Genomic DNA, 12,049 nt, shown 5'->3' with positions numbered 1-12,049 from the left:
AGGAATGCTGACACAGGAGGTGCCCGTGTCACCGTGACAGTTCTCTGCTGTCCCCATTTTTCTCCACCGTCTCCCCTGGATGGTGGTATCCGGGCTATCCGGCCCGGATGTCCGCCACCGCGCGGCGCAGGCCGCTGCCGACCCGGCGGGCCAAGGGGCGCTCGACCCATAGGTGTACCAGCCAGGCGGCCATCAGCATCCCCGCGATCAGGACGGGCAGCAGCACATAGCGCGGCATCCGGCCGTCCGTGTGCTTGATGATCACCCAGCCGATGCGCTCATGGAGCAGATAGAGCGGATAGGTCAGCGCCCCGGCCGTGGACAGCCAACGCCACTCGAGGCGCCGTGTCCAGCCGAGCGCGGCGGCCAGCACGGCGAGGAAGAACAGTGCCAGCAGCAGGGTGGCCGGCCAGTGCGGCACCCGGTGTCCCATATGACCCTCCGCCCGGGTCTGGGCGCCGAGCAGATCGTGCTGGGCGACCAGGAAGCTGCCGAGGACGATCAGCCAGAGCGCCAGGTTGGGGCGGAAGCGGTGCATCAGATAGAGCGCGATTCCGGCGATGAAGTACCAGCAGTCGTCGGGCAGCAGAATCCGGTCGAGCAGGCTGCTGTCGGCGGCTCGGGCGATGACCGCGGCGAAGGCCCAGGCCACGCAGAAGCCGACGGTCCGCCGGTAGGTCAGGCCCTGCCAGGCGACGAGCGCGAAGAGCAGATAGAAACGCATCTCGATCCACAGCGTCCAGTAGACGCCATCGACCGGGTTCACCCCCAAGGGATCCTGCAGCATTGTCAGGTTGACGGCGACGTCCCGGGCGTTCGGTGCGGCATTGACCTGTGGCCAGAGCGCCAGGACCAGTGCCACGGCGAGCACCGCGAACCAGTAGGCGGGAAAGAGCCGGGTGATGCGGGAAGCGGCGAACTCGCCGACGCTCTTGCCCCAGCAGCTCATGCAGATGACGAAGCCGCTGATCAGGAAGAACAGCTGGACACCCAGCCAGCCGTAGGAGGCGGGCAGATAGGCGGTGGGGAAGAGTGACCACGCGGGCCGCGGCCAGGCGCCGCTGTCAAAGGCGATGTAGTGGTAGGCCACCACCATCAGGGCGGCGCACAGCCGCAGTCCGTCCAGCGCACCCAGTCTGCGGTGCTGCCCGTCGCTCCGCGCCCGGTGCGGCGGTGACACCGGCCGGTCCGGATGCTCCTGCTGTACCGGCAGAGTGGAGTGCAACACCCCTCCTGGGTTCCGCGGCGGGTCACGAGATCCGTGAAACGTGCCGGGGAAGCTACCATGCCTGATTGTATTTTTGCCGCAAGACATTAAATAGCGGGCAAAGGCCACCGTGATGGCTCTGGGGGCTCCGCCCGGACGGCCCCGCCGTGCTGTGCCGCCGGGGCCTGGGCACTGCCGCGGGCCCACTACCCTGGTTCCGTGACCATTCGCCTGTACGACACCAGCGCCCGGCAGATCCGTGACTTCTCCCCGCTCACGCCGGGCTGTGTCTCGATCTACCTGTGTGGCGCCACCGTGCAGGCCGCACCGCACATCGGGCACATCCGGTCGGGGCTCAACTTCGACATCATGCGCCGCTGGTTCAGCCACCGCGGCTATGACGTGACCTTTGTCCGCAATGTCACGGACATCGACGACAAGATCATCAACAAGAGCTTCGAACAGGGTCGTCCCTGGTGGGCGATCGGCTATGAGAACGAGTGCGCCTTCAACGCGGGGTACGACGTCCTCGGTTGCCTGCGCCCGACCGTCGAGCCGCGGGCCACCGGGCATGTGCCCGAGATGATCGAGATGATGCGCGGTCTGATCGAGCGCGGTCATGCCTATGCCGCCGACGGCAATGTCTACTTCGATGTGCGCTCGTTCCCCGGCTACCTCGAGCTCTCCAACCAGGAGCTGGACAACCTCCTCCAGCCCTCCGGCGAGGGCGAGACCGGTAAGCGTGACCCGCGTGACTTCGCCATGTGGAAGGCTGCCAAGGAGGGGGAGCCCAGCTGGGAGACCCCCTGGGGCCGCGGCCGCCCCGGCTGGCACCTGGAGTGCTCCGCCATGGCGCACAAGTACCTCGGCTCCGCCTTTGACATCCACGGCGGCGGGCTCGACCTGATCTTCCCGCACCATGAGAACGAGATCGCCCAGGCCAAGGCCTTCGGCGACGACTTCGCCCGGTACTGGGTGCACAACGCCTGGGTCACCATGAGCGGCGAGAAGATGTCCAAGTCGCTCGGCAACTCCGTGCTCGTCTCGGAGATGGTCAAGGACTGGCGCCCCATCGTGCTGCGCTACTACCTCGGCTCCCCGCACTACCGGTCCATGATCGAGTACAGCGAGGAGGCGCTGCGCGAGGCCGAGTCCGCGTTCGCACGCATCGAGGGCTTCGTCCAGCGAGTCACCGAGAAGCACGGGAAGGCCGTGGAGCCCGCGGTCGAGGTGCCGCCCGCGTTCGCCGAGGCCATGGACGACGACTTCGGCGTCCCGCAGGCGCTCGCAGTGGTGCACACCACCGTCCGGCAGGGCAACTCCGCGCTCACCGCCGATGACAAGGAGACCGCGGTCGCCCGCCTGGCCGAGGTCCGCGCCATGCTCGGCGTCCTGGGCCTGGACCCGCTGGACGAGCGGTGGGCCGGCGGCGCCGGCCGCGGCGACGACCTGCACGGCGTGGTGGACTCGCTGGTCCGGTTGGTGCTCGAGCAGCGCCAGGCGGCCCGCTCCCGCAAGGACTACGCCACCGCCGACGCCATCCGCGACCAGCTTCAGCAGGCCGGCCTGGCCATCGAGGACACCCCGTCCGGTCCGCGCTGGTCGCTCGGCTGAGCGACACTTTTCATAAGCACACGTTTTCGTGAGCACATTTTTTAGCAGTGATAGCAGTCAGCAGTGATAGCAGTCTTTCAGCAGTGATAGCAGTAGGAAACAGGTGACCCATGGCCGGCAACAGCCAGCGCAGGAACCGCCGCACGTCCAACAAGAAGGGCGCGACGGTCGGCAGCGGCGGCCAGCGGCGTCGTGGCCTGGAGGGCAAGGGCCCCACTCCGCCCGCGCACATGCGCAAGGGGCACAAGAAGAACCGTGTCGCCAACGCCCAGGCCAAGCAGGCGGCCCGCCGCCCGGCCCCGCGCCGAGGCGGCCCCAAGGGCACCAACGAGCTTGTCGTCGGCCGTAACTCGGTGGTCGAGGCGCTGCGCGAGGGCGTCCCCGCCAACACCCTCTACGTCCAGCAGTACCTGGACAACGACGAGCGGGTCCGCGAGGCGCTCCAGCTTGCCTCGGAAAAGGGCCTCAACCTCATGGAGGCGCCCCGCCCCGAGCTCGACCGGATGACCAACGGCCTCAACCACCAGGGCCTGGTCCTCTCGGTGCCCCCGTACGACTACGCCCATCCCGAGGACCTCACCGCCGCCGCCTTCGACGACGGCGAGGACCCGCTGATCGTCGCCCTCGACGGCATCACCGACCCGCGCAACCTCGGCGCCGTCGTCCGCTCCGTCTCCGCCTTCGGCGGCCATGGCGTGGTCGTCCCCGAGCGGCGCGCGGCCGGCATGACCGCCAGCGCCTGGAAGACCTCGGCCGGCACCGCCGCCCGTACGCCCGTCGCCCGCGCCACCAATATGACGCGGATGCTGGAGGCGTACCAGAAGGAGGGCCTGATGGTCGTCGGCCTCGCGGCGGACGGCGATGTCGAGCTGCACGAGCTGGACGCACTCGAGGGCCCGGTTGTGATCGTCGTCGGCAGCGAGGGCAAGGGGCTGTCCCGGCTGGTCGGCGAGACCTGCGACGTCCGGGTGCGCATCCCGATGCCCGGCGGCGCCGAATCGCTGAACGCCGGTGTCGCCGCCGGTGTGGTGCTGTACGAGGCGGCCCGCCGCCGGGCCTGACCCGGCACACCCCTGGGGCGTGTCCCCTGGGCGCGGCCATGGAAACGATCTTCCATGGCCGCGCCGCCAGTTGAGGGCCTTGACGGGCCTCGGACACCCCGAGTCGGTCAAAGCAGTGTCCTAATCTCCGGTCACTCGGTTAGATGAGTGTGGACACCAGAACACCCCGCACACCTACGGGGGGAAGCTCTTCCGGGTACGACGACCAGCCCGCGCTGAGTACGGTGAAGGTCCCGTCCGATCCCGCGCAGGTCTCCGTCAACCACCTGAGCTTCCGCGTGCAGCTTGCGCGCCCCCCGCGCGCCGCCCGGCAGTTCACCGGAGTCGCCGCCGACACGGCGCAGCTGCCCACCACCACGGGCCCGGCGAAGCGCCGCACCCATGTGGTGTGGAGCGGGCGGACCGAGTCCGGCGACGCGGCTCCCACCCAACTCCTGCAAGCCATGCGGGATTCCGGCGCCGCACGGGCCGCCGCGTCCGGGCGCGACGCGGGCGCCACCCAGGTACTGCCGCGCATCGGCGTCGACGACACCCCCGGCGGCCTCATCGGACCCCGCGATCCCGTCGACCCCATCGACTCCGGCACCCAACTCCTGCCCAGAGTGGGCTCGGTGCCCGGCGCCTACGACGAACCACCGTATGACTACGGCGAGTTCGACGACCGCCACGGCAACCCCAGATTCCCCCGCCAGGGCAACGACGCGGTCCGGCACGCCTATTACCCCGGCCGCCGGATGAATCTCGGCGTGGTCCTGCTGCCCCTGCGCATCTTCCTCGGCCTGATCTCCATCTGCGCCGGCATGGGCAAGCTGTGCGACCCCGTCTACTTCGACGGCGGCAAACGCGGCTCCATGGTCACCTGGCTGACCTCGCTGCACCCCTGGGGCGCCGCCGCGCCGCTGCGCGCCTTCGCCCTCGGCCACCCCGTCGGCTCCGGGCTCACCGTCGCCTTCCTCCAAGTCGTCGTCGGCGTCCTCACCATCTTCGGCCTCTGGCAGCGCCTCGCCGCCGGCATCGGCGTGGTGCTCTCGGCCGCCCTCCTGGTCACCGTCAGCTGGCGTACCGTCCCCGTCTACGATGCGCCCGACATCATCTACCTCGCCGCCTGGAGCCCCCTGGTCATCGCCGGTGCGCCCTTCTACTCCGTCGACGGGCGCCTGGCGGGCGAGGCATGGCGGCGGCTCGGCCCGCGGGCCGAGCTCTGGGAGCTGCGGCGCCGGGTGCTGCGCCGCGGCGGCATCATGGCGACCGTCCTCATCGGGCTCTCGTTGATCACCGGTTCGGTGCTCGGCGGGGCCGTGCGTTCCGCGCAGGTCGCCCCGGCCTCCACCCCGCCCGCGCCGCCCGCGAACAGCCTGCCCGGCTCGCCGCTCCCGCAGCGCCCGGGTTCCAGCACCACCCCGCGCGGTGTGCACGGCTCGGCCGTCCCGGGGACGCCCAAGCCCTCCGCGAGCAGCCGGAAGCCGGCCACGCCCAGTGCCACCGCCCCGGCCGCCGCCGGTACCGCGCGGACGCCGGCCGGCTCGGCGGCGACCGGTGGCCACCCGGGTGCCGGTCCGGGCAGCTCGCACTCCGCTCCGCAGACCCCGCACCACCAGCCCGCGGCCCCGGCCGCCCCGCCGCACAGCTCCTCCGGGGCCTCGGCCGCGGGCGGATCGAGCGGTGGCTCGTCGTCCGGCGGATCGGGCTCGTCCGGCGGCTCGTCGGGCGGCGGCGCGCTTGGCGGTCTGCTCGGCTGACGTCCCGCGGCACCGCGCACGGTGGCCTCGTACCCATGAGGGGTACGAGGCCACCGTCGTCAGCCCGCCAACTCCCGGGCGGCCTCGGTCAGATCCTTGGCCGTGTCGATGGCGCGCCAATACGCGCCCTGCGGCAGTGGGAAACCGGCCAGCCGGCGCTCACGGGCCAGCCGTGGGAAGGTGGTCCGCTCGTGGTCGCCGCGCTCCGGCAGCAGATCGGCGAAGTCCGCGGAGAAGACATAGACGCCCGCGTTGATCAGATACGGGGACGGCGGCGACTCGATGAAGTCGAGGACATGCCCGAACTCGTCCGTTTCCACGGCGCCCCAGGGGATGCGGGGCCGGGCCAGTGCCAGGGTGGCCGTCGCATCGCGCTCCTGGTGGAAGGCGGCCATCTCGCGCAGTGAGAAGCGCGTCCAGATGTCGCCGTTGGTGGCGTACCAGGGCCGGTCGGGGTGGGGGAGGGAGGCCGCCGCGTGCTTGAGGCCGCCACCGCGGCCGAGGGGTTCCTTCTCGACCACGGTCGTCACCCGGAGCGGCAGGTCGGCCGACACGAGCCAGGCCTGGAGAACTTCGGCCAGATGGCCGCACGAGACCACGGCGTCGGTGACGCCCTCGGCGGCGAGCCAGGCGAGCTGGTGGCCGATGATCGGGACTCCGGTGCCGGGAATCTCGACCATCGGCTTGGGGCGGTCGTCGGTGTACGGCCGCAGCCGTGATCCCTGGCCGCCGGCCAGGATCACGGCTTGTGCGGGGCTGGGGTGGGTGCCGGTCATGTCCGCACGATATGCCGTGCCGCAGCGTGCGGAACGACCGGCGGTCCCTGGCGGTCAGTGCCCTTGGGCGACGCCCGAGGCGAAGGAGGTGTCGCAGACGGGCCGGGAGTACGCCTGGGCCTTGCGCACGGAGTGGTACTTGGCGACCGCCGCCTGCCCCAGCACTCGGGCGATGTCCGCGCAGTAGCGGGCGAGCGACGGACGGCCGTTGGTCGCCGCCTGGAGGTGGGTGAGGGCGACGCCTGGGTTCTTCTCCTGGAGCTCGGTCAGCAGCCGGTCGCGCAGCACCTCGTGCGGTGCCCGCGCGGCCCTGGCGGTGGAGGCGGTCTCGGACGAGGCGGTGAGCACCTGGGACTCGGCGTTCGGCGCCGCCCAGGGCACGCGGGTGACCGCGAGCGTCCCGGAGAGGACGAGAACGACTGGGAGGACTAGGGCGAGGGTTCTGCCGATGCGGCGGGCGGCCTGGTTCATGCGGGAGATGGTAGCGAGGGGTAATGAGGTGGCGACATTTAGTCACTCGGTCGAGCTACCCGTACCGCCCGTATGTGGCTGCGAAGTTGACGCACGGGAACCGAAAAGGGCGATGTGTCAAAGTATTTATCGATACATCGGATTGACCGGGCGGTGCCGCGGACGTCCGATGGCCGCGGCACCGCCCGCCGCTCAGTCGCTCAGCCGCTCGCCGGACGAGGTGGAGAAGACATGCAGCTCGCCCGGGCGGGGCACGACCTGCAGGGTCGACCCCTTCTCCGGTACGCGCCGCCCATTGACCCGGACGACCAGGTCCTTCTGTTCGCCGCCGACCTCCGCCGAGCCATAGACATAGCCGTCGGCGCCGAGCTCCTCGACCACGTTCACCGTCACCGCCAGGCCCGCGTCGGCGTTCTTCTCGACCACGTCGAAGTGCTCCGGCCGCACGCCGACCGTGACCGTGCGGTCGCCCCGGTCCGCGGCGGCCGTCAGCGCCTCGCGTGAGACGGGCACCACGCTGTCGCCGAACTTCACGCCGCCGTCGGCGATCGGCACCTCGACCAGGTTCATCGCCGGCGAGCCGATGAAGCCCGCGACAAAGAGGTTGGCCGGCCGGTCGTACATATTGCGCGGCGAGTCCACCTGCTGCAGCAGGCCGTCCTTGAGCACCGCCACCCGGTCGCCCATGGTCATGGCCTCGACCTGGTCATGGGTGACATACACCGTGGTGATCCCGAGCCGCCGCTGCAGCCCGGCGATCTGGGTGCGGGTCTGTACCCGCAGCTTCGCGTCCAGGTTCGACAGCGGCTCGTCCATCAGGAACACCTGCGGCTCGCGGACGATCGCCCGTCCCATCGCCACGCGCTGCCGCTGACCGCCGGACAGCGCCTTGGGCTTGCGCCCCAGGTACTCGGTGAGGTCGAGGATCCGCGCCGCGTCCTCGACCTTCTGCCGGATCTCCGCCTTGGGCACGCCCGCGATCTTCAGGGCGAAGCCCATGTTGTCGGCGACGGTCATGTGCGGGTACAGCGCGTAGTTCTGGAACACCATGGCGATGTCCCGGTCCTTCGGCGGCAGATGTGTGACATCGCGGTCGCCGATGCGGATCGAGCCGCCGTTGACGTCCTCGAGCCCCGCGAGCATCCGCAGCGAGGTGGACTTCCCGCAGCCGGAGGGCCCGACCAGGACGAGGAACTCACCGTCCTCGATGGCGATGTCGAGCTGGTCGACGGCGGGTTTCCCGGACCCCGGGTAGATCCGGGTCGCCTTGTCATATGTGACCGTGGCCATGCTGATGCGGTCCCTTCACCGGCAGGAACGTGCCGGACGATCCGAGTAGAGGGAGTGGTCCAGTCCAATGCGGACGGGTTGTCGGTGACGGTACCCGTGGCGCGGGCGGTTGTCAGCAGGGTGCGGGTCACGAAAATCACGGCTGGGGCGGCGGCGGAGTCCGGTTAGACTGCTTCAGCGCGCCGCCTTAGCTCAGTTGGTAGAGCAACGCTCTTGTAAAGCGTAGGTCGTCGGTTCGAGTCCGACAGGCGGCTCCGGAGAAGCCCGGGTCAGTTACGCACTGGCCTGGGCTTTCTTTGTGATCGGGGTCGGCTGCGCCGGGATGGCGACGGACCGTTGGCCCGAGGGTGCGCCCGAAGTGAGCCCGGCGGTGCCGTGAACCGCCTCTCGACGGCCACGTGGAACGAGCCGCGCGGCGGCTTCGGCGGCATCCTTCGCCACTTGGGGCAGGACGCTGGTGTATGTGTCCGAGGTGATCGTGATGGAGGAGTGACCGAGCATCTCCTGCACGACCTTCATGTCGGTTCCGGCGGCCAGTGCGATGGTGGCGGCGCCGTGTCGCAGGTCGTGCAGCCGGATCGGAGGGAGCCCGGACGCGGCGACGAGCTTCTCGAACCGATCCGAGACGACGCCCGGGTGCAGCCACTCGCCGTTCTCCCGTGTGAAGACGCGGCCGGTGTCCACCCATACCTTTCCCCACTCGAGCCGCTCCGCGTTCTGCCGCCTGCGGTGCGCCTTGAGGACCTTGACCGTGTCGGCGTCGAGGGCGACGGTGCGCGTACCGCTGTCGGTCTTGGGGGCGTCCTCGTAGACCTCCCAACCCTTCTGTACGAGCTGCTTGGAGATGGCCAGGAAGGCGTTCTCGAGGTCGGCGTCGCCCCACCCCTGCCCGCACGCTTCTCCGCGCCGCAGGCCCCGGAAGGCAATGAGGTGCCACATGGCGTAGAGACGGTCCTCGGCTACGAAGTCGAGGAACTCACCGGTCTGCTCGGGGGTCCACACCATGACCGGGGAAGGCTTCTCGCCGGTCCGGCGCCACTGCTCGACCCGCTTGGCCGTCCAGACGAGAGCCTTGGGTCGCTTGCCCGGGTCGAGCTTGACGTGTGCGGCCGGGTTGAAGGTGATCAGCTGTTGAGCGATGGCGTCGTTGAGAGCGGCCCGGAGCGTGGCGCGGATCCTCTGGCGAGTCGAGGCCCCGGCTGTTCGCCGGAACGGGGGTATCTGCGCGAGAGCCTCCTTCAGCGCCTTGCGGCGGGATCGGTTCTCGCTCCCCTTCCGGGGGATCTGCGCCAACTCGGCTACCACGGCATGCCGCTGCGCGTTGCCCTCCTCGATCTCGAGGTTGGTCTCGATGATGGAGTTGAACATGGCTACCAGGTGGTCAACGCGCAGCCGGTTGAGCGGCACGGCACCGATGTGCGGCTTCAAGTGCACCCGGATGTCGGTCTCGTTCCGGGCGATCGCGGTCGGCCGGCCGTGCTTATTGGCGAGCCAACTGTCCAGCCACTCACCGACGGTGAGCTTGCTGGTGAGCGACTGCCCCGTGTGCAGCTTGCGCTTCGTCTCGTCGAAATCGGGGATCGGTTCCTTCTTGGATGCCACCTCCTCGAGGAGATCGCCCATGCGGACGCGCCCCTCGGCGTCATCCTTGCCCGGGATGCCGAGCAGCGCGCGAACCTTGTCGAGGTCGGCCTGCGCTGTGGTCTTGGAGTCGTAGCCGCTGCGCCGGAAGACGCGTCGCGTGCCGTCCTCGCGGGTCGGTAGCTCCTGCCGGATGTTCCACAGCCCGTGCCGCTTGTTGGTGAGTTTGGGGCAGGACTGGCCGTATTGCTTGCCGGTCTCCGGGCTGCGGCAGGCGCAGCGCCGGAATGTCGAACCTTTCATACGCGCTCCCCTCAAGGGATCATCGGATGGCGGGATCTAGGGTGAGGTGTGCCCCTCGTCGTCGGGCTCGGCTGCCTTGAGCGGCTGGACGTAGGCGGGCAGCCAGGGAAGCCGGAGACCTTGGCTGGTCATCTCGGCGCGCAGCTGGTGGAGTTGCCGCTCCAGTCGGCTGATCATCTCGCGGACGGCTTCGATCTCCGGGTTCGGTTCCCTGGTGATGAGGTCGGCCACGATGGTCCCGTGCAGGGACCAGATGCGGTCGATCAGGTCACGGTGTTCACGGACTCGGCTGATTGCCCAGATGGGGGCGGGCGGCGGTTGAGGAGTTCGGGGTTTTTCCTCTTCCTGGTGCGGCTGCATTTTCTCTCCGGCCAGCCAGTCGATGGCCTGTAGCGGGTCGCTGCTCTGCCAGGGCAGGTAATCGACCTGATCGACGTAACCGGCGGGGAAGATCAGGGCTGCCGGAGGTACATCCAACGCGGCGGCGAGGGCGATGACCTCGGGTACGGAGACGTTCAGCTTTCTGGCGTTCTCGATGTTCGAGATGACGTTGCGGGGGATAGGCATCCCCAACCTCGAGCACTGGTCGGAGAGTTGTTGAGCGCTCATGCCCCGTGAGCGTCGGTGTCGCCGTAGCTCGTTGGCGATCGTGCGCCCCATGCTTGTCGCCCAGTCGTCGTGCTGCTCCATATTGAAGCAATTTACGGCGCGGCTTGCGCAATATCAATACGTCTCGTACCGTTCGGATCCGTGGCGCACATTCCGAACTCCCATCGCTAGGGGTTGCGCAAAAATGACACAGAACCTGCCGCCAGTTGTGCGGGAGATGGCTACTCCTGACCTCGGGGGCCTGTCACCCACCATCGACGTCGAGACCGCCGGACGTGCCTTCGGTATCGGGCGCAGCACGGCCTACCAGTTGGCTCGCTCGGGGAACTTTCCCTGCAAGGTGGTCCGCGCGGGGCGCTCGTACCGCGTTGTGACCTCTGACCTGCTGCGTGTCCTCGGGATCACTTCACTCGGCACTGACGGTCCAGAGATGGCCGCTCCGCCGTCGTCCGAAGAGAACGTCCCACCCGCCGCCAGTTCCCATTAGCGCAGAGCGGCGCCGGGGTGGCTGCCCCGACGCCGCCCGGAAAGCGAACGTCCGATGGGTAGCATCGCACGGCCCCGGGAAGGGGCCGAGGGAAGGGTGAACGCCACGGCAGACGCCGAACGGATCCTTTGTGGCACCCCAACAGCCGTCAGCCCAGGCGACGTTACAGCTCTGTGGGCAGAGCAGCAGTACACAGCCCTGGGGGTCACCGATAACCCCGAGTACGGCAGCCTCGCATGGCTGCGACTCCACGTCGAAGACCCGCGCCGTCCGGCCGCCATCATCGAAGCCGCCGAACTCTGGCGTCGCCACCGGGCTAACGAGGCATGGCTCGATCAGCTTCTCGGCGAGGACCCAGGCCGCTGGTTCGCGGTCGTCACGGCCGACGCCGACGAGCAAGCCCGCAAGATCGCACCCGCACTTGCCCGACAGCCCACGGTCGCGGAACTGGCCGCCCGCAGGGCGCAGCACGTACCGGCCCGCGAGATCGTCGCAACGCCCGGGTGGCCGCCCATGGCGATACCCGGCCGCCCCGGCTGGCGGCGCCATCTGATCGACGGCAAGCAAGTCGATCTCCCGCACAGCGATCCGGATGGCCAGGAGGGTGCACCTTGACCATGAATGAAACCGCCCCTGCCTGGCCTGGGACTGACGTTGCGGCAGGGCGACTTGGACCTTTGCCGGTCGTCGAGCAGCACTCCGGCGGGGAAGGCTCCGGCATCGACGTGCCGCCCATAGACGTGCCGTCAGGGGGCGCAGGTATGCCGGCCGATGAGGACAAAGGGCGGAGAGGCCCGTCGCAGGCGTCCTTGCTCGTCGCCCTCGCACGCGGGACATACGAACTGTTCATGTCCGAGGTGGCCTTCCCCTCGTAGCGTAGAGACCGTGACTGCAAGGGAAGTTGGGAGTCA

General features: G+C 69.2%; 10 protein-coding genes and 1 tRNA gene. 5 read left to right on the top strand and 6 right to left on the bottom strand.

The window, feature by feature from the left end:
• Window positions 1-94: 94 nt before the first annotated feature.
• Complete coding sequence (locus ABCR83_RS26475; protein ID WP_462697709.1) at window positions 95-1,225, bottom strand: acyltransferase family protein; 1,131 nt, start codon at window positions 1,223-1,225, stop codon at window positions 95-97.
• 201 nt (window positions 1,226-1,426) lie between these two features.
• Between ABCR83_RS26475 and cysS the strand changes: the two genes are divergently transcribed.
• The 3 genes from cysS to ABCR83_RS26460 all read left to right on the top strand — a co-directional run bounded on the left by cysS (window position 1,427) and on the right by ABCR83_RS26460 (window position 5,621).
• Entirely contained in the window at window positions 1,427-2,821 is a 1,395-nt protein-coding gene (gene cysS, locus ABCR83_RS26470; protein WP_462697708.1) for a cysteine--tRNA ligase, read from the top strand.
• 110 nt (window positions 2,822-2,931) lie between these two features.
• Window positions 2,932-3,882, top strand: coding sequence for a 23S rRNA (guanosine(2251)-2'-O)-methyltransferase RlmB (rlmB, locus tag ABCR83_RS26465; RefSeq protein ID WP_462697707.1), 951 nt, complete (start codon window positions 2,932-2,934; stop codon window positions 3,880-3,882).
• 143 nt (window positions 3,883-4,025) lie between these two features.
• Window positions 4,026-5,621: a DoxX family protein gene (locus tag ABCR83_RS26460; protein WP_462697706.1), complete on the top strand. Its 1,596-nt coding sequence runs from the start codon at window positions 4,026-4,028 to the stop codon at window positions 5,619-5,621.
• Between the two features lie 59 nt (window positions 5,622-5,680).
• On the opposite strand, the gene ABCR83_RS26455 is transcribed toward ABCR83_RS26460, so the two are convergent.
• The 3 genes from ABCR83_RS26455 to ABCR83_RS26445 all read right to left on the bottom strand — a co-directional run bounded on the left by ABCR83_RS26455 (window position 5,681) and on the right by ABCR83_RS26445 (window position 8,158).
• Window positions 5,681-6,397: a nucleotidyltransferase family protein gene (locus ABCR83_RS26455; protein ID WP_462697705.1), complete on the bottom strand. Its 717-nt coding sequence runs from the start codon at window positions 6,395-6,397 to the stop codon at window positions 5,681-5,683.
• Between the two features lie 54 nt (window positions 6,398-6,451).
• Complete coding sequence (locus ABCR83_RS26450) at window positions 6,452-6,868, bottom strand: hypothetical protein (RefSeq protein WP_462697704.1); 417 nt, start codon at window positions 6,866-6,868, stop codon at window positions 6,452-6,454.
• Between the two features lie 192 nt (window positions 6,869-7,060).
• Window positions 7,061-8,158 carry an ABC transporter ATP-binding protein gene (locus ABCR83_RS26445; protein WP_462697703.1) on the bottom strand — a complete coding sequence of 366 codons (1,098 nt, stop codon included), beginning with the start codon at window positions 8,156-8,158 and terminating at the stop codon, window positions 7,061-7,063.
• 181 nt (window positions 8,159-8,339) lie between these two features.
• Here ABCR83_RS26445 and ABCR83_RS26440 point away from each other — a divergent pair.
• A tRNA-Thr gene (locus tag ABCR83_RS26440) sits at window positions 8,340-8,412 on the top strand.
• Window positions 8,413-8,431: 19 nt separating this feature from the next.
• On the opposite strand, the gene ABCR83_RS26435 is transcribed toward ABCR83_RS26440, so the two are convergent.
• On the bottom strand, window positions 8,432-10,042 hold the full coding sequence (locus ABCR83_RS26435) for a site-specific integrase (protein ID WP_462697702.1): 1,611 nt from the start codon (window positions 10,040-10,042) through the stop codon (window positions 8,432-8,434).
• A gap of 36 nt (window positions 10,043-10,078) precedes the next feature.
• Window positions 10,079-10,732, bottom strand: a complete 654-nt coding sequence (locus ABCR83_RS26430; RefSeq protein WP_462697701.1) for a helix-turn-helix domain-containing protein — start codon at window positions 10,730-10,732, stop codon at window positions 10,079-10,081.
• Window positions 10,733-11,234: 502 nt separating this feature from the next.
• Between ABCR83_RS26430 and ABCR83_RS26425 the strand changes: the two genes are divergently transcribed.
• On the top strand, window positions 11,235-11,753 hold the full coding sequence (locus ABCR83_RS26425; protein ID WP_462697700.1) for a DUF2742 domain-containing protein: 519 nt from the start codon (window positions 11,235-11,237) through the stop codon (window positions 11,751-11,753).
• The last annotated feature ends 296 nt before the right edge of the window (window positions 11,754-12,049 follow it).

Source organism: Streptomyces xingningensis, assembly GCF_054957865.1.
This window is presented reverse-complemented; position numbering and strand designations above follow the sequence as displayed.

Coding starts and splice junctions, on each gene's coding strand:
- rlmB (WP_462697707.1), top strand. CDS start 2,932: ATGGCCGGCAACAGCCAGCGCAGGAACCGCCGCACGTCCAACAAGAAG.
- ABCR83_RS26460 (WP_462697706.1), top strand. CDS start 4,026: ATGAGTGTGGACACCAGAACACCCCGCACACCTACGGGGGGAAGCTCT.
- ABCR83_RS26455 (WP_462697705.1), bottom strand. CDS start 6,397: ATGACCGGCACCCACCCCAGCCCCGCACAAGCCGTGATCCTGGCCGGC.
- ABCR83_RS26450 (WP_462697704.1), bottom strand. CDS start 6,868: ATGAACCAGGCCGCCCGCCGCATCGGCAGAACCCTCGCCCTAGTCCTC.
- ABCR83_RS26445 (WP_462697703.1), bottom strand. CDS start 8,158: ATGGCCACGGTCACATATGACAAGGCGACCCGGATCTACCCGGGGTCC.
- ABCR83_RS26435 (WP_462697702.1), bottom strand. CDS start 10,042: ATGAAAGGTTCGACATTCCGGCGCTGCGCCTGCCGCAGCCCGGAGACC.
- ABCR83_RS26430 (WP_462697701.1), bottom strand. CDS start 10,732: ATGGAGCAGCACGACGACTGGGCGACAAGCATGGGGCGCACGATCGCC.